Origin of the sequence: Oribacterium sp. C9, from assembly GCF_002007235.1 — a bacterium.
Lineage (GTDB): Bacteria > Bacillota > Clostridia > Lachnospirales > Lachnospiraceae > Oribacterium.
The window spans coordinates 1-17,041 of the sequence record NZ_MUHW01000023.1; the positions used below are offsets into that span (position 1 = coordinate 1).

Sequence of the window (17,041 nt, forward strand, 5' to 3'; positions counted from 1 at the left end):
TTAAATTTAATCAATTAGCAATGGTGGGGTTACCCACTATAAATGACGAAAGGCCCTATATTTAATTCATATTTATCTTCAACAGTAAATTCTTCTTCGGATACAACATTTAATATGCTATCCATTTTGTCCTCCTAAGCTATTAACATAATCATTGAATTCTTGCCGTTGACAATTTAGAGTCTCCTCTAAGTGTTTTATTTCATTTGAAGCTGATGTCTCATCTTTTTTCATTCTTTGTAATACTGATTCATTATTTAATAGACCTATATTTGTTTGCTTGGTTACATACAACGCCTTGTCTGCAGCTTGTTCTGGTGCATCACGATCTAGTAATTGTCTCCCTACTGTTTTTGCATCAAGCTTTTCGCTTTCAAAATAAGCCTTTAATTCATCTTTTTCAGCTAGTTCAATAACTTGGCCTATTCCATTCAGAAATTCCTCTCCTGAAGGTAGAATGATTTTAGCTCTAGATCTTATAACCTTCTTAATTGATGCTTCACATATTTTAGTTGCAAATTCTTCACGGTCTGTACTTGCAAACATATTAAGTAACTCACCACGGCTTAATATTAGCCTTAACTCATTAACCGATATTTTCAATTCCTCTTGAGTTAAAATATTATATTGGGCACTTTTTATGAGCTGAATATTAATAATATCCAACATTTCAACCACGTCATCTTCTACAATCTTATCGAGTATTCTGTGTGCAGCTTCTCCTGACAAAGTGCTTCCGATAATTCCTCCAATGACAGCTCCAACTGGACCCATAGTACTTCCTATTGCACTACCTATATAACCACCACTAACACCACTTACCAAAGTTGTTACATCTTTTAACAACTGTTTAGTTGAAATTCTTCCTCGAAGAACATTTGAAACATCCTCGGCTGAAAGTATTGCTATCATTACTCCTGCAGATATAATATTTCCTCTCATGAGTTTTGCCAGATTATTTGTAGCAGCTGCACCATATATAGGTGCACCTGAACGCAAAGAATTCACTAAAAGATGTCTTATATTACTCGGAAGGAATTTGACTATTTGAATAGATGGATTCAACAAGAGCCCATTCACACCAGTTCTAACTACCTGTGCAGTTACAACTGATCCTACAAATGCTAAACCACCGGATCTTAATCCTTCATATGCAGCCGCTTCTATTGCATATTCTGTACTGTGTCCATCCCAAATTGATCTTGCAAAAGTTATTGCTCCGGAGATTCCCATTGCGCTACTTGCAATAACAACACCATGAGCTGCATCAAACATGATGGAATCTATATTACCAGCTTTAGCAATACGAACTGCGGTCTTATAGTCAATGTTTCCTCTACGGACCAGTTTTACTGCATCTTTAGGATCAGAAATGCCCGGTACTTGACCGTCCGATATCCTTTTTTCCATATATTTTATGGCAGCTTCATACTGATCTTTAGGTACTTCAATCTGCATAAAGTTACCATTGTTATCGACATATCTATAACTACCATTTTTAAATGCATGATCAACGGACTGATATGCATTTTGATAATATTTTGTTTGGATTAGAGTCCCTTCAGATATTCTATCTGGACCATTTTTCTTGTTGTCATCTCCAACAATCGTACTATCCTTAAAATGTAATTTATCTATAAGATCATTAGCTTGCTCAGCTGCAAATCCATGCCCACCCTTTGGGGAATTAAAACGAGTTAAACGATCAGCATGAGCACCATTCTCTACGGAACTCTGATAAGCTGCGGCCTCATTTGCTGTTGTTTTTTCTTTTAAATCCTTATTATTCATATATAACATTCCTCCATAAATATTTATACATATTGACACATTTCTCTGTGATTTTTCCGCATATGAATTACATACTATCTATTAGCATTTTCGTATATATTTTATGATTTTCATCTAGAGTCATTTGAAATGTGATAATAAAGAAATTATATATGTTTATAATGACAAAATAAGTCTAGGTAATGTTATTATATTATTCCTTTATAATTTATTTAGTGTCATTATTATTTTTAAAACCAGAAGTACTAAATATCATTCGCAGATTCTATAAGCACTTCATATTACCGCATTCACATATTTCATCGACGTATTTTTACATGGTATAAATCTGGCATATATAGGATACTTTTATCAAAAGATATCAACACTGAATCAAGAATGATGCAATAAATTATATTTAATATTTGGTAATATTAATTAAATTCATTTTAATTCAATTCAAATTTAATTTCTGCCCCTTGTGAGTATAGTTTGTCACTGATACAATAAATTTAATTCTTACAAGAAAGGAGGTCGGCATATATTAATGTCATTTTTTGATTATTTACATTGTTGGAAGATTACAGATCCGACATTTAATAATTGTTTTGATTATAACCATTGCAAGGTCAATGTTTTTCTCAAGAATTTGATGGAAGAAATCAAGAGAGGACGTTATATTATTTTACGTGGAATCACAATTCGTACTCTTGATGAGCTGATTAATGAAATCAAATCCATTAATGACGATTTCAATGTTAGAATTGATTACGATAAACTTCTCAGAGATGTTACTGAGTAAAGATTATTTCATAGTGCCTTATTATATTAAACCTATGAGCCACGGAAAACTACCGTGGCTCTATTCATTTTTCTTACTGTTATTTTCGTTTTACCGAATTATTAGTTATCCCGAAAATTTTTGTATGAAGTCCTTATGTTAAGCGGTTCTTTCATCACTTTCGGGATAATCTTTGCAAGCAGGGCCTCGGTTATCACCGGAGGCAATTTGCTTGTTGGTTGGCATTGCCCCCCAATCCCCCAGAACCTCATTTCACTCGGAGCTACGCATCACTGAAAGAGACACTGAAAGACTTTGCGTATAACGCAAAAAAGAGGGCAATCTCACTCCGGTATAGAGTGAAATTTGATGATTCTTGTCAATCTGGGACAGCGTTCCTATAATTCGCGGACAACGTTCCCGAAATATACGGACAGCATTCCTATATCATCCGGACAAAGAATGCTGTCCCAGAGGGACAAGCTAGCATCTTAAGTTTTAATGTAGCACATTACGGCTTTCGTCATCAAGCCGAAGGCTCATGTTCGACCGTAGGTCGCCTTGACGGTCCTTTCAAGTCAAAGCGATATGCATTTCTGACTAAACGGTCGAGTATAGCATCTGCAACAGTCTGATCCTTGAAAACAGAAGGCCATTCTTTAACCGGAAGCTGTGCAGAAATGGCTATGGACCTTTTGGCATGATGTCTTTCTTCTACAACTTCCAGAAGATCCTGAGCCATACTGATATCTAATTGTTTAATGCCAAAATCATCAAGTATGAGTAGATCCGGTTTAATCATATCCTGAATGATCTTATTGTATGAACCATCTCCACGTCCAATCCCCAGATTGGTCAACATGCGTGGCATTCTGTAACTTCTGACAGACAATTTTTTCATACATGCCTCCCTTCCGAAGGCGGACAGCAGATATGTTTTGCCGACTCCTGTTGCACCGGTGATGATCAGGTTTGACCCTGTTCTGATCCACTCACAATCAGATAATCTTGCCACATCTGTTTTTTTGATCTTACGCACAGGATCATAGTCAATGTTTGCAAGATAAGCGGATGGTTCTCTTAAATCTGCCACTTTTATCAGACGCTTAATTTTGGCATTCTGCTTGGCGGAATACTGTTCATTGACAATCATAGAAAAGCGTTCATCAAAGTCGAGATCTGCCATAGCCGGTAGTTCTTGCTGCCTCCGGTATTCGATTCTCATTGCATGCAGATTCATTTCCGTGAGTTGCTCATTGGTTTGATAGTTCACGATTTACACCTCCTTACATCCATTCTCCGATACGGAGATTTTCATGTAATGGCGTTGGATCGTCCGAATCGGAAGCGTTAGCGAGTTCTCCCTGAGACTCCTGACCATTTCTCAGGATGTTCTTCAGAGTTGTATATGTCACAGAGTTAAGACGTATTGCTTTCTCACAAGCTTTCTCTACTCTGTAATCACCATAGGTCCTTGAAAAATTAATCACTCCCATACAGGACTTGTATGCCTGTTCCTCAAAATCGGCATTTTCAAGCAGTCTGGATACAAAGGTTCCTGTTGACTGACCGATCAGGTTTGCCTTGGCCCTGTAGTATTTTCCGTCATATGATCTGAATGCTACTACGGTTTTATGATTTTCAGGCATATGATCTGAGTCAGTAACATATCTTTGCCCATTGAAGCGTCTTGTATGAATAGCTATACGTTCGCCATCCTTGGAGAATATCTCAATTTTTTTGGCAAATGCATGAATGATCACCATCTGACAATAGAATCTGTATGGGACGGAGTAATAAAAGCCATTGTATTCAACATGGTAATTATTTGGAACCTTATTCACAATCCTAGTAATAAAGGATTCAAAGTGTTCCATTGGAAGCGGGCGAAGACATGGTTTATCCAACGCAAGAAAAACGCTTTCACGACTTCCCTCGCGGTGCTTGAATTTACGTTTTGATAAGTCGACCACCCTTTCCCGTATGTCATGGTTCAGCGCTTCGAAGCTGTAGTAGATCTTATCTTTCAGCCATTCAAGCAGCCATGTCTCAAGCCATCCGACTCCAGACTCTACGGTCGCTTTATCGCGGGGTTTGACTATTCTTGCGGGGATGATTGCAACCCCATAATGCCTTGCAAGATCACGGTATGCATGATTGATTTCTGGGTCATAAAGACTTGTATGTATCACCGCTGTCTTGCAGTTATCAGGAACAAATACACGCGGGATTCCGCCATACCATTCGAGAGCATCGATATGCCCCTGGTTCCAGTTCAACTGTGTTTCATCAGGGAAAGCCTCTACGAAAGGATATGAACCATCGCCAAGAGTTGTGACGAAAAAATGTGCCTCATGCACCTCACCGGTATTGTAATCAACAACACACGAGAGCTTGTCGCCAACCCAGTCAATAAAGAGTTCTTTACCAGGCTCACGTTCCTGAGGAAGGACAACTTCCTTACCGGTATGTTTTTTCCATTCGATGTATTTGGCGCAGAATCGACTGTAGCTGTATCCATCAGGATTGACAGGGCGATAATCATTCTCCCAAATGTACTGCAGATTTATCTTACGGCTTGATTGTAAGCGGGCATGGATATGATCCCAATCAGGTTCATCTTTTACCTGTTTAGGTCCAAACGTGTCAGGATAAATCAGCTCATTCAGCTGACTTTGAGTCATTGTGCTGGCTGATTCATATGTAAGGCCACATTCCTTACATCTTGATAGTATCTCGCCTACTGTAGTCTTTGAACAGCCGACACTTTGACCTATGTCTCTATAGGTGAAAATGTTCATTTCCTTGAGACGAAGGATTTCTGTAATCTTCATATAGTCTAGGCACCTCATAATGATCCCTCCCCTAAAATGTGTTAATCACATCTTAGAGAAGTTGATTATTAGATGCTAGCTTTTGTCCGGATAATTCAGGAATCTTGTCCGCATGACTCAAGAACTCTGTCCGGATAATTCAAGAATCCTGTCCGCGTAATTCAGGAATCTTGTCCGGGTGTTGCAGGAATCATCAGTGAAATTGCCCAAAATATCATAATGTTTGTTCTGTTTTCTTTTGTTTTTCGTCTCTCTGACTCTGCTCTTCTGTTTTAAGGAACTGTTCTACATTGTACTTGGCAGTTTGATAATCTTTCTTCTCCTGAAGTACCTCATTATATTCAAGATTCAGATCCTTTATCTTTGGAATCTTTCCGTCAATCTTAGAAAAGGCTTCTTTCGCAGCCTTGCAAAGCGTTACCCATAAGTGCCAGTCACTGTGAACAATCGTTCACAGTGACTGGCACCTATGGGTCTTCGACCAAAGTGTCTTTTAGGATTACTTAAATCGTTAAAAAAAAAGAGGCACCGCTTATCGTTAAGATAATATTACATCCGTAATTAGTTTCTTATCAATAAACGGTACCTGATTTTATAAAAATTTTGATTTCGGCTACAATAAACTATGAATTTACAGGAGTCTCAGTTTCACAATAATACTTCATTACATCTTCTCTGGAAACCTTCTCATAGTCTTCATTTTTTATAACAGCGGTATATAATTCATCAAAGTCTTTAACATATACCTTTAGACTATGAACTAATGCTTTTAAACCTTTTTCTATGCCCTTATTCTCAATAGCATCTGCATAACTACACAAATCTGTCACCTCACTTTCTACTTCTTTTGTTACATTAAGTCCATACACGGATTTCAGATTCCTGACCTTATCTGCCACATTGACCTGTTCGTCAAACAGATATGTAAGCATCCTGATCAATCCATTCTCCGCTTTTTCTGAATCATGCTTTTCACTGATATAAATGATGATAGCATTAAGGATATCATACCTCGGACTATCTGAATTACTACCATACAAGAATCTTCTGTCAATATCATAAATCTCGATAGAATTCGCTCTGGTCTGCGCCGCTTCTGTACAAAGCCAGATGGAATACACTTTCTTTATGTTTCCATACTTTACCGGATCATCACTGTCTGTGGTAAATTCAACTCCCTGCTGTGCTGAGATCATTCGGCAGCAATAGAATAATGCCCTTAGCGGCAAATCATACCCTGGTTTATCTTCGTTCTGAGCCTCAAGATTTATAATAAGTTTAATATACTCTGAATCACATTTGTCCGGTAATCTGAGATACGTACGTATATCGTATCTGTCCAGACCTTCTTCGTTCAAATATGCTTCCGTATTTAGACCATCAATACGTTCACCTGCGTTTGTAAGCCCACTGTCAACATAAACTTTACTGACGAGAACGTCACCTTCTATACAGGCTTCAATCTCATCATAATTCATATCCCGGCACTCAGATACAACCTCTTTAAAAATCCTTGCAAGCAATGGTTTATATGCAAGGATGTTTTTTACCGTCATATCCAGCCGTATCTTATCGGGGTCTGCAGCCGCTATGGCTTTCCCCAATCCTGTAAATTGTTCCATATCTGCTCCTAAAGTACAGCGAGAAAGATATGAACCTCTCGCCTTGATTATATATCAGTTCTGCGCAAAGCTGATAATAAAATTTGTATAATCGGGAATGATCATTCTGAAAAGAATTTCAAGATTATAATCGTTGAATGTCTATTAGACCTTAGCATCATATCATAGTCCAACAGATTTTCATATCGTCTGTTTTTAGACTATAACCGTATTGGAGTAATCTACAGATGAAAGGGTTAATAACATTCTAAGACTCAAAAGTCAGGCAGAAGGTTAATGATAAATCGAGATATGAATTTAAAAAGCCCCATCAATCATGATATGTACCCAGAATTCTGGACACATATTTATGAACTAGGCTGAACACATGGATGCTATCCTGTATTGTACAGGTGGCATCCATTTTGTTTTGACCTGAATTCTTTTGTTATTGTAGTAATCGATATATTCTGCAACAGCGTTTGAGAATTCTTCGAAAGAAGAATAATCTTTCTCATAGCCATAGTACATCTCGTTTTTCAATCTCCCAAAGAATGTCTCTATAATGCAGTTGTCATAGCAGTTCCCTTTTCGTGACATGGACTGTATTATACCATGCTTTTGCAGTTCAGTTCGATAGTAGGCATGTTGGTATTGCCACCCCTGATCCGAATGGAATATAAGACCATTGAGATCAGAAAATTTAGCGAATGCTTTTTCAAGCATACGCTGGACCTGCTCCAGATTTGGACTCATAGACAGATCATAGGAGATAATCTCGTTAGTGTTCATATCAAGGATTGGTGAGATGTAACACTTACCCCAGGTGAAATTGAACTGAGACACATCAGTCGTCCACTTCTGTAACGGTGCAGTTGTACGGAAGTCTCTATTGATCAGGTTATCTGCAATCTTGCCAACTTCTCCTTTGTAAGAATGATACTTTTCTTTAGGTCGCTTACCCATAAGACCAGCTTCATGCATCAGACGCTGAACTCTTTTATGATTAACCTTATAGCCACGGATCAACAACTCACGGTATACTCTTCGAACTCCATACCTGCGCTTGTTAGAAGTGAAAATCTCGTTGATTTCATGCATTATGTCCTTATTTCTTTCGGCAACCACATCTTTCTTACCTATTTCGAAGTAGTATGTGGATTTGGACATTGTCATAGCCTTGAGCAAGTATTTCAGTTGGAATCCTTTGGAACGGAGTTCTTTGATGATCGCTGCTTTTTCGCCTTGAGTAGTGCAGCTTCCTTTTCTTCTCTCAAGGCGATCTCTTTTTTTATTACTTCAATTTCCGCCTTCATGTATTCGTTTTCAGCTCTTAATCGAACTAATTCTTCGTATTCAGATTCATTGGGTTTAGGTGGTTTTCTGGTGCCAACTTTTTTCATATCGAGGTTCCTTGGTTTACGGCCTTTCTGTTTTGGTATAAGACCATTGTAACCGTAAATCTTATATTTGCTAACCCATTGATAAAGTTGTCCATCATTAATACCTGCAGAAAAAGCCACGCTTTTGATAGATTCTCCAGCCAAAACACGCGCAACCAAGGCATAACGACCCTCTGGCGTCCATTCTTTATTATGGCCTTTGTGCCTTAATGCATCTGGACCACATGATTCTTCAATTCTAACCCACCTTCGTATTGTTTTGCGAAAATCTTCAGTATTAAGCCCATCCGGTGTATCAGGCCATTGCCCTTGGTAATACAATTCCACTGCTTTTCTCTTGTAATCATAGCTGTAGCGCATAAAAATACCCTCCTTACTGGTTGTCCAGTAAAGAGGGTACATATCATCATCGCATCCGAAAGGGCTTTTTGAGCTTCGTTCACAGTGACAGGTACCTATGGTCTTACGGTTTTTTGCTTAACAGATTTTTATATGTGCTGTCTATAGCAAAGGCGCCGAGTGGTGCAGTGATCACTATTGCAAGAACGGCAACTGTAAGTACTACATCGCCGCAGGAGAGCCCCATGGATAATGGGATGCCGCCGATTGCCGCCTGAACTGTAGCTTTCGGTGTATATGCCATCATGATAAACAGTCGCTCTTTTCTATTGAGCTTAGTGCCGATAAGGCATAAAAGCACTCCGAGCATCCTGAATATCAATACACCCATGATCAGCAGAATTGCTCTTAGTCCGACGTTTCCTATGTAGTAAATATTGATTGCTGCCCCCACAAGAACAAACAGTAATACTTCAGCCGCTACCCAGAGCTTTTCATATTTTTTTGATAGTCTTTCCGCAACGATCTGTCTTTTCTTCTGCAATCCTATTCCGATAAACATTATCGAAATAAGTGCAGAGAATGTTATCGGTGTATGCATTGAGTCTTCCATGTAAACAAGAATGAAAGATATACACAGAATGATCAGTACCTTTACGGTGTCACGAATATGAACGTTTTTAAAATAAAATGCCAGAGCCGAGCCTATCAGGAGTCCAATGATCATGCCAAGAAATATTGATACAGGAATATTTACGAAACTTGTCAGTGAAATTTCCTGTCCCTGAGCCATGCTTAAAAATGTCGAAAAAAGTACTATAACGTAAACGTCATCAACAGATGCACCCGCCAGGATGAGCTGAGGGATACCCTCTTCTGTACCATAACCTTCATCCATCAGTTTTACCATTCTGGGGACGACAACGGCGGGTGATACAGCAGCAAGCACAGCTCCGAGAATTGCAGCGTCAAGAAGAGGTAGTCCGAGTAATCCGGGAGCAAGAATAAGCATTCCTATAAGTTCACATGTAGCAGGTACAAAGCACATCAGAAAAGCAGGTCTTCCGATTTTCTTCAGTCCTGATACATCGAGACCGAGCCCCGCTCTTGTCAGGATTATGATGAGAGCTATTTTTCGAAGTTCAGAAGATATCCCGAGAATGCTTCCATCTATAAGATTCAGTACATAGAGCCCTAGCAGAATGCCGGTTATCAATAATCCAATAAGACTTGGAAGCTTGAGTTTTTTGCAAATAAAACCAAGAGACATTCCTAAAATAAAAATAAGCGAAATACTGAGTAACATAAAACCAATCCCTCCTGTGATATCAAAAAAGCTGACAACTCCTGCGTGAATAAACGCAGAAGTCATCAGCTATAGTAAGCGGTTCAAGTAATTCTACTTAGGGAGAACTTCATTCCCTTGTAGGTTTTAATATAGCATAGGGGATATATTAAAGCAATAATGTTCACAGGGCAATATATCCAAACGGTTTTTTTTCTTCACGAAGAAAAACCGGCCAAATTCATTTCGAATTTAACCGGCAAATATATGATATAAAGATGATAGAGTGCATAGTATCTGATCATCGGTTTTCAGAGGGTTACCGGCAGATTTGGGGGCTGCCGGCTTTGAGTAATGTGAAAGAAAGTATAGGATAGCCAAAAAACAAGCATACTTAAACAAGCTATCCAAAGAATAGCTTTTATTAAAAAAATAGATTATTGAGATTAATGTTATGAAGCTATATTAGATTCCTTGATTATTCCCTCAGCAATCAAAAGCTTCATTGCTTGTTTGATAGCCTTCTCTTTCTGCTTTTCCTTGAGGGTTCCAGGCATATCAATTTTATATAGATCGGTTGGGTTCCATACTTCGCCCGTAGATAACATATGATAGGCAGCTGTAAGGATCATCCTGGCGATTGCGATGATGGCACGTTTCTTACCACGACGTTTAAAAATATGCTCATATTTGACTTTGTAATAAGGAGACTTTTTGGATTTTACGGCTGAATGGGCGGCTTGCACCAATGCAGGTTTTAGGTATACACCGGCACGTGTAATCCGAACAGATTTCTTTTTACCTGCAGACTCGTTATTACCTGGAGTCAGTCCAGCCCAACAGCATAAACGCTTGGAATTAGAAAACTGTGACATATCCGTACCAATCTCAGAAAGAATTGTAATTGCAGAATTACGATCAACTCCGGGAATGGTACACAACAACTTGATAGCACTTTCATAAGGTTCGACCAGCGAATCAACCATTGAGTCTATATCAGCTATCGTAGACGTGATATAATCCATGTGAGCGTGGACAAGACGCATACGATATTTTTGGGGATCAGTCATTTGATACCCTTCGATGGACTCAATGACACTCTCGGACTTCTTCTTGAGCGAACGAAGTAGTCTTGAGGATATTTCTTCGTGGTTGATGGAATTGTCGGACTGTTTAAGAAGGTAGTCGATTACAGAGGTGGCTGATTTCCCGAAGATATCGGAAACAACTGAATCCAATGCGACGTTACAAACGGTAAGTGCATTCTGAAATCGATTTTTCTCACTGGTCTTACAGGAAGTCAGTTTATATCGATATCTCGTAAACTCTCTGAGAATACGGATTTCTTTACACGGTATATAACTTCCCGGTACTAATCCTAATCTGAACAGATCTCCGATCCACTTGGAATCTTTGGCATCATCCTTGTTCCCTTTGACAGCCTTTACCCATTTGGGATTGGCGATGGTGACGTTGATTTCGTCTTCCAAAAGGTTGAACACAGGTATCCAATATTTTCCAGTAGATTCCATACAGATATCACGGCAAGAATTATCCAGCAGCCATTTCTTAAACTCAAGAATCGAATTGTTGAAAGTGGAGAATCGTTTCTTCTGATAAAAAGGTTGGAATCCGGAAGTGGTTTTGATGATTGTGGCAACGAGAAAAGATTTGTGAACATCGACGCCACAGCAGGTCTGATAAACAACTTTCATAGGCACAGCTCCTTTCTTTAAGAATAAAGAGAAGCCATTGACTGTTCCACCACACAATTAACAATAGTTAAAACAATTCTTAATGTACGGTCTAAGAGAGCCACTTATTTGTGCTTGAAAGGTAGAACTTACACTGATTAGTATGCCGTCTAAAACGAAAAAGTATTTACGACTAAAAGCCACGTGCTTTGTAGTGTAGCTTCTCGCTTTTATTATAAATACATACTAAAGGACGGTCGATACTTTCATATCTATTTGTGCCGCCGCTTGCCGGCGGCATGGAAATTAGTATGAAAAAACTTCTATAGGGTATCAGATGTTCCTCATCTGATGAATTTATAATATCACTCTATACTGAAAAGAAACTGAAACTTGAAATATTTTCTGTCCCTAAACAAAAGACAGCTCCATCTGCCCGTTAACCCATGATTTTTGTGCTACATCATGTATTTTGTCTCCGTCAGAATAATTCCCGATAAGAAACGGAGACTTCGGATCATGAAGCCTGCTTTGCGAGAGTACTATTTCCGGTTCTGCGTTGGCATAACAGTACTTACAGAGATGCTTACAGGTATTATAGGCTCCTATGTCACATGTAATATAACAGGAACATTCTGCCCTTGCACCTTTTTTCTTAGGAGCATCAAGCCTCTTTCCTATTGCTTTCTCATAATCACTTATCCTCATGCATCCTCCACAGTCGGCACCATACTCCGAAAGCTCATCACCTTCAGCACAGGGTTTTACAGTCATTCCATGAAGGGACGCAATCTTTATCATTTCTTTTCCAAGTCTTAGCCTCTGATCTTTACTTATTTCTCTTGCCTCCGGAAAATTCCTCCTTACCTTAGGGAAAAGATCAATGAAACTGATGACTACCGTTTCCGCGCATCCGTGAAGGGCAGATGCAATCTGCTCAAACGCATGTATATGATACTCTTCTGTATACCTGTCAGAAATAAAAATCGGATCATACCGCCATCCCATGGAATTCTTTCCAACCATTTGAGATAACTTTTTAAAATCTTCTATCAGCTTATGTTTGTCCGGTACATTAGGTTCGATATCTCTCCCATAGGGAGTTATTGTCACAAACCAGTACTGACCGTAAGGTTTAAGAAGATCCATGTATTTGAACATTGGTGAAGGATTCTTTGTACAGAACCCGATAACATCAACTACATCAGGTGAAAGACGGTAACGGCTGACCTGTTCAGGATTATAGGGATTACGGACACATACAAAACCTTCTTTAAGCCTTCTGGAAAACCATTCCGAATAAAATGCAGGTATGTCCGTCCTTTGTCCTGTGTTTATTATCATTACCTATCACCGCCTCACAAGATGATCCTACTGTATCCTTAGCACCTTGCCTTAGTATACCACCGCATCATCTGCTGTGTATTCTTCAATAGAACCTGCTTTAACCTGGATACATGCGTAGCTTAACTCTGAATCATCAGCTGCAAAAAACTGTCTCTTTCCTTCAGGTGAAATCTTAACTACATCACCTTTAGCGATTTCAACATCTTCTCCATCTATCGAAGCCCTGCCCTTTCCGGAAAGGATGATATAAATCTCTTCGTTCTTCTTATGTGAGTGTACAAAGGGAACACTTGCTCCGGCAGGAAGATGGTTAATACTTATCTCTGCTCCTGTTAATCCAAGCACGTCATGAAGCTCTGTTCTTGGGTCCTCAGTTACATTTACTTTTTTAAAATTTGACATATTGTTTTTCCTCCATTTGTTTGCTATTTGTTTTTGTTTGCTGTATCATCATTTTATTCCCAAGAATTATTTAAACAAGTACGAACATTTATAATACATAGTTACATTTTTGATACTATTGTGCATTTTCAAGGAGAAAATTTTTATGAAAAGTATTTATGGTCAATGTCCTTATGCAACAACCCAAAGAGTCCTTCAAGGGAAGTGGTCTATAGTTATCCTCTTTCAGCTTAGTACCGGGACAAAACGTTTTAACGAACTCGAACGTAACATTCCGGAAGTAACAAGAACGATGCTCACAAGACAGTTAAGACAATTAGAGGATGATAAGCTGATCGTCAGAAAAGTATACGCTGAAGTTCCGCCAAGAGTAGAATACAGCCTTAGCGAAATGGGCGAAAAATTCAGGAAGGTATTGGACCAGATCGAATTATTCGGATTTGAATATATTGAAGAATTAAAGAAATGCAATGCTTAATGGAGGTTGACAATGAGTGAAATAAGAGACAAGAACGGACTTACAGAAGAAGAATATTTGAAATCCTATGATTCCAATAAGTGGAAGAAGCCGTCATTGACAGCAGACATCTGCATAATCACAAAGAAGTTCTCAGAAGAAATGGTACTACTCATAAAGAGAGGAAATCATCCATGTCTCGGGAAATGGGCCTTTCCCGGAGGCTTTTCTGAAGAAGGTGAGCGAATTGAGGAAACAGCTGCGAGAGAGCTTCTGGAAGAAACCGGTGTTAAAATGGCACCGAAAGATCTTACATTAATAGGAATTTACAGTAAGCCGGGAAGGGATCCCCGCGGATGGACAGTTTCAGCAGCATATTTGGCTGTTGTTGATCCTGATAAGGTAAAGCCTATTGCCGCGGATGATGCTGCGGATGCCGAATGGTTTACTGTTATACATGAAAATGACAATTACCGATTCGTGAATGGCGAAACAGTACTTACCCTTAAAGATCTAGCATTTGATCATGATGATATAATGATGGATGCGTTAAAGAAAGCATGACAGGCAGAAAGGGACGGATTTAGCAGTGCAAAACATGTGCCTGCTAAATCCGCTCTCTTTTAGGAAATAAAATATTTATGATGTAAGCACATTGCACACGAATGTGTGCGTTGGTGCTAATCAGTGAGTGCCAAATACTTTTGACACTCACATCATATTATCTCCTTCTCATTTAGAAATTCCGAAATAGGTGCCTGTCACTGTGAACTCTGATAAACTTACAATTGCTACTCTTTTAATCATAAACCCTCCGTTAACTTTGGAATTGTGAACCATGCAGCATAGCCTACACCCTTGCTGTAGGAATTTGGAGATTTAAAATGTATTTCAACACAAAACCTCTGCCCTTTTTTCCAAAAGTACAGTTCGAAACATACCTTTTCGGGTATATTTTGATCAGTCCCGGAGTCAGTATTCCATCTGCCATAATTCATAGAAAAATTTTGTGTTGACAATTATCCTAATCTTGAAGTTATTATTTCACCGGAACACAATGCTTGTCGTTGATATCACATACTTTCTGTACTCTTCTCCGATATTTTTCTTCCATAAGAGGTTCCGTAGTAAGCCATTTCTTAACTACTTCCATCGCCATAAGACCTCCAATGATCTTTGCGCCAAGACAGAGAATATTTGAGTCCGTATGCTCCCTTGCGAGTGTTGCACAGAGTGGATCCTGGCATACTGCCGCATAACAGCCGTTTATCTTATTTGCTATGAGCGCACTTCCATAACCTACACCGTCACAGAATATTCCCCGGTCACATTCTCCCTTTGCGACCGCAAGAGCTGCCGGGTATACGAAATCAGATAAGTCGCAGGACTCCTTGTCATATGTTCCAAAGTCTTTTACTTCATGACCCTGTGATATGAGATACGCTTTTATCTCCTCTTTCATCTCTGTTCCTGCGTGATCGTTTGCCATTGCTATTATCATAGTAACCCTCCTCGTATATAACTTATACCTGATAAACCTTAGTTTATGATGTTTTCTGAAATCAATTTATCTATCCATATTATTAAACGACAAACTGTTTTGTACAATAGTCAACTGGACTTTAGCTAACTATGCAGAATTGGGTTAGTTCTTACTCAAAACTAAACTGTTTTTATTTCCTCCAAGGGGTAAGATAAAAATAAAAAAGAGTATAAGGAATGATCATCCGGAGACTTCGATTCCTCTCTGAAATGCTCATCTAAAAATAGCTGCACGACCGTAAAATCAGTCGTGCAGCTACACATCATTTCTCAATCTAAGAATTTCTATCATGCGACAGCCAATCCTTAAGCACTAAAGCATTATTGTGTTCTTCATCTTTTGCGGAATAGAGCAACGTTATGTTCAAAGATCCAAGATGCACGTTCACAAATCCAAGTAATCTTTCAGCATCTTCTGAAGCATCAAGCTCCTCCATGTACTTCTTTCGAAATTCAGGATATTTCTTCGGATCATGGTTAAACCATTTCCGAAGCTCAATAGATGGCGCAATTTCCTTTTCCCATGCATTAATTGCCGCTGATTCTTTCTTTATTCCCCTTGGCCAAAGCCGGTCAACAAGTATCCTTATCCCATCGTTTTCCTCTGGTGCTTCGTAAATTCTCTTAGTCCTGATACTGTACATACATTGTCGCCTCAATTCATCTAGAAATTAAGTCTTATCTCCATCTCATGCCATTTTTCACCGCCCCACTCGGATGCGGACTCTCCCAGGTCATCAAATCCAAACTTCCTGTACATTTTTATCTTTTCCTTATGGCATGTCAAAACAAGTCTCTTCCGTCCTCGAGCCTGCTCTTTCCTGCAATAATTGAAAACAAGTTCCCTGGCAAGGCCCATTTTTCTGTACTCCGGAAGGACGTCAAGGCCCATAATCATTACTGTTTCTCCATCAGGCTCATGAAGGCTTTCATCAGTGAAAAATTCATCCCTGAATATACGTTCATTTGTTGCTATGCCATTCAGGAATCCTACAATCTTTCCATCATTTTCCCTGTCTTTAATCACCAAAAACAGATCCGACGCAACTTTGATACGTGCCTTCATATGTTCCGGGGTGCATGCTTCATTTGGAGGGAAGCATATCTGTTCGATCTTCACAACTTCATCTGATAACTCAGGTTTGATTTCACAAAACTCAAAACGTTTATATATCCCCGGTTCTTTTACATCAAGTTCTGACAGCATACGTCTTGCTCTCTCACGACCTTTATCCGTAAGATATGCATACTTGATGCTCTTTGGATTAATGATAAGGTCTTCCTCATCAAGTCTATCCATCGCATCAAAATCATAGTTCTTCCACGCAAGTTCATTAAAAGGCCTGCCTTCTCCGTCATTAAAACGTGTAAGATACATAAGTGCCAGTATCATGTCATCAATGGCTTCTTCCCGTGTCCTCATTTTCCTTTATCCTTTCAAGCTGGACTTCTCTTACAGACAAAATATGTCCTGTGCCAGTCTTTTTCCGCTTTCTGTTTTCATTATTTTACTCATAAAATTCTCGATGTTTTCCGTTTGTATTTCCATACTTTTCACGGCAAATGGGACAGGCAATATCGTGGGT

At 39.0% G+C, this 17,041-nt stretch carries 15 protein-coding genes and 1 riboswitch; of the genes, 2 read left to right on the forward strand and 13 right to left on the reverse strand.

The features are described 5' to 3' along the window. Positions 1-117: 117 nt before the first annotated feature. From BXO88_RS13185 to BXO88_RS13235, 10 genes are all read right to left on the reverse strand, one after another. On the reverse strand, positions 118-1,791 hold the full coding sequence (locus BXO88_RS13185) for a hypothetical protein (protein ID WP_078038197.1): 1,674 nt from the start codon (positions 1,789-1,791) through the stop codon (positions 118-120). Between the two features lie 1,286 nt (positions 1,792-3,077). Continuing rightward, positions 3,078-3,824, reverse strand: a complete 747-nt coding sequence (istB, locus tag BXO88_RS13195) for an IS21-like element helper ATPase IstB (RefSeq protein WP_078038199.1) — start codon at positions 3,822-3,824, stop codon at positions 3,078-3,080. 13 nt (positions 3,825-3,837) lie between these two features. Beyond that, complete coding sequence (istA, locus tag BXO88_RS13200; RefSeq protein ID WP_168171711.1) at positions 3,838-5,385, reverse strand: IS21 family transposase; 1,548 nt, start codon at positions 5,383-5,385, stop codon at positions 3,838-3,840. Positions 5,386-6,008: 623 nt separating this feature from the next. Beyond that, positions 6,009-7,007, reverse strand: a complete 999-nt coding sequence (locus BXO88_RS13205) for a hypothetical protein (RefSeq protein WP_078038201.1) — start codon at positions 7,005-7,007, stop codon at positions 6,009-6,011. A gap of 354 nt (positions 7,008-7,361) precedes the next feature. After that, on the reverse strand, positions 7,362-8,216 hold the full coding sequence (locus BXO88_RS13210; protein WP_330395170.1) for an IS3 family transposase: 855 nt from the start codon (positions 8,214-8,216) through the stop codon (positions 7,362-7,364). Further along, positions 8,180-8,749 carry a helix-turn-helix domain-containing protein gene (locus BXO88_RS13215; protein WP_078038203.1) on the reverse strand — a complete coding sequence of 190 codons (570 nt, stop codon included), beginning with the start codon at positions 8,747-8,749 and terminating at the stop codon, positions 8,180-8,182. Before BXO88_RS13215 ends, BXO88_RS13210 begins: the two co-directional genes overlap by 37 nt. 103 nt (positions 8,750-8,852) lie before the next feature. Further along, positions 8,853-10,034 (reverse strand): cation:proton antiporter, encoded by a 1,182-nt coding sequence (locus BXO88_RS13220; protein ID WP_078038204.1) that lies wholly within the window; start codon positions 10,032-10,034, stop codon positions 8,853-8,855. Positions 10,035-10,083: 49 nt separating this feature from the next. Beyond that, a riboswitch (Fluoride riboswitch) is annotated at positions 10,084-10,160 on the reverse strand. A gap of 305 nt (positions 10,161-10,465) precedes the next feature. Next, positions 10,466-11,728 (reverse strand): IS110 family transposase, encoded by a 1,263-nt coding sequence (locus BXO88_RS13225; RefSeq protein WP_078038205.1) that lies wholly within the window; start codon positions 11,726-11,728, stop codon positions 10,466-10,468. 390 nt (positions 11,729-12,118) lie between these two features. After that, a complete protein-coding gene (locus BXO88_RS13230; RefSeq protein WP_078038206.1) occupies positions 12,119-13,051 on the reverse strand; it encodes a DUF1848 domain-containing protein in 933 nt (310 codons plus the stop codon). Positions 13,052-13,102: 51 nt separating this feature from the next. Beyond that, positions 13,103-13,456 (reverse strand): cupin domain-containing protein, encoded by a 354-nt coding sequence (locus tag BXO88_RS13235; RefSeq protein WP_078038207.1) that lies wholly within the window; start codon positions 13,454-13,456, stop codon positions 13,103-13,105. A 145-nt stretch (positions 13,457-13,601) separates the two neighbouring features. Here BXO88_RS13235 and BXO88_RS13240 point away from each other — a divergent pair, with 145 nt between their 5' ends. Then, positions 13,602-13,934, forward strand: a complete 333-nt coding sequence (locus tag BXO88_RS13240; protein WP_036612188.1) for a winged helix-turn-helix transcriptional regulator — start codon at positions 13,602-13,604, stop codon at positions 13,932-13,934. 12 nt (positions 13,935-13,946) lie between these two features. Then, entirely contained in the window at positions 13,947-14,477 is a 531-nt protein-coding gene (locus BXO88_RS13245; RefSeq protein WP_078038208.1) for an NUDIX domain-containing protein, read from the forward strand. 475 nt (positions 14,478-14,952) lie between these two features. Here the strand turns inward: BXO88_RS13245 and BXO88_RS13250 are convergent, their stop codons facing one another. From BXO88_RS13250 to BXO88_RS13260, 3 genes are all read right to left on the reverse strand, one after another. Further along, entirely contained in the window at positions 14,953-15,414 is a 462-nt protein-coding gene (locus BXO88_RS13250; RefSeq protein WP_029201160.1) for an RpiB/LacA/LacB family sugar-phosphate isomerase, read from the reverse strand. 316 nt (positions 15,415-15,730) lie between these two features. Then, the gene (locus tag BXO88_RS13255) at positions 15,731-16,099 is read right to left on the reverse strand and encodes a DUF488 domain-containing protein (RefSeq protein WP_078038209.1); all 369 of its coding nucleotides are present in this window, start codon (positions 16,097-16,099) and stop codon (positions 15,731-15,733) included. Positions 16,100-16,119: 20 nt separating this feature from the next. Continuing rightward, positions 16,120-16,878: a DUF6429 family protein gene (locus BXO88_RS13260; protein ID WP_078038210.1), complete on the reverse strand. Its 759-nt coding sequence runs from the start codon at positions 16,876-16,878 to the stop codon at positions 16,120-16,122. Positions 16,879-17,041 lie beyond the last annotated feature (163 nt).

Coding starts and splice junctions, on each gene's coding strand:
- BXO88_RS13185 (WP_078038197.1), bottom strand. CDS start 1,791: ATGAATAATAAGGATTTAAAAGAAAAAACAACAGCAAATGAGGCCGCA.
- istA (WP_168171711.1), bottom strand. CDS start 5,385: ATGAAGATTACAGAAATCCTTCGTCTCAAGGAAATGAACATTTTCACC.
- BXO88_RS13205 (WP_078038201.1), bottom strand. CDS start 7,007: ATGGAACAATTTACAGGATTGGGGAAAGCCATAGCGGCTGCAGACCCC.
- BXO88_RS13215 (WP_078038203.1), bottom strand. CDS start 8,749: ATGCGCTACAGCTATGATTACAAGAGAAAAGCAGTGGAATTGTATTAC.
- BXO88_RS13220 (WP_078038204.1), bottom strand. CDS start 10,034: ATGTTACTCAGTATTTCGCTTATTTTTATTTTAGGAATGTCTCTTGGT.
- BXO88_RS13225 (WP_078038205.1), bottom strand. CDS start 11,728: ATGAAAGTTGTTTATCAGACCTGCTGTGGCGTCGATGTTCACAAATCT.
- BXO88_RS13230 (WP_078038206.1), bottom strand. CDS start 13,051: ATGATAATAAACACAGGACAAAGGACGGACATACCTGCATTTTATTCG.
- BXO88_RS13235 (WP_078038207.1), bottom strand. CDS start 13,456: ATGTCAAATTTTAAAAAAGTAAATGTAACTGAGGACCCAAGAACAGAG.
- BXO88_RS13240 (WP_036612188.1), top strand. CDS start 13,602: ATGAAAAGTATTTATGGTCAATGTCCTTATGCAACAACCCAAAGAGTC.
- BXO88_RS13245 (WP_078038208.1), top strand. CDS start 13,947: ATGAGTGAAATAAGAGACAAGAACGGACTTACAGAAGAAGAATATTTG.
- BXO88_RS13250 (WP_029201160.1), bottom strand. CDS start 15,414: ATGATAATAGCAATGGCAAACGATCACGCAGGAACAGAGATGAAAGAG.
- BXO88_RS13255 (WP_078038209.1), bottom strand. CDS start 16,099: ATGTACAGTATCAGGACTAAGAGAATTTACGAAGCACCAGAGGAAAAC.
- BXO88_RS13260 (WP_078038210.1), bottom strand. CDS start 16,878: ATGAGGACACGGGAAGAAGCCATTGATGACATGATACTGGCACTTATG.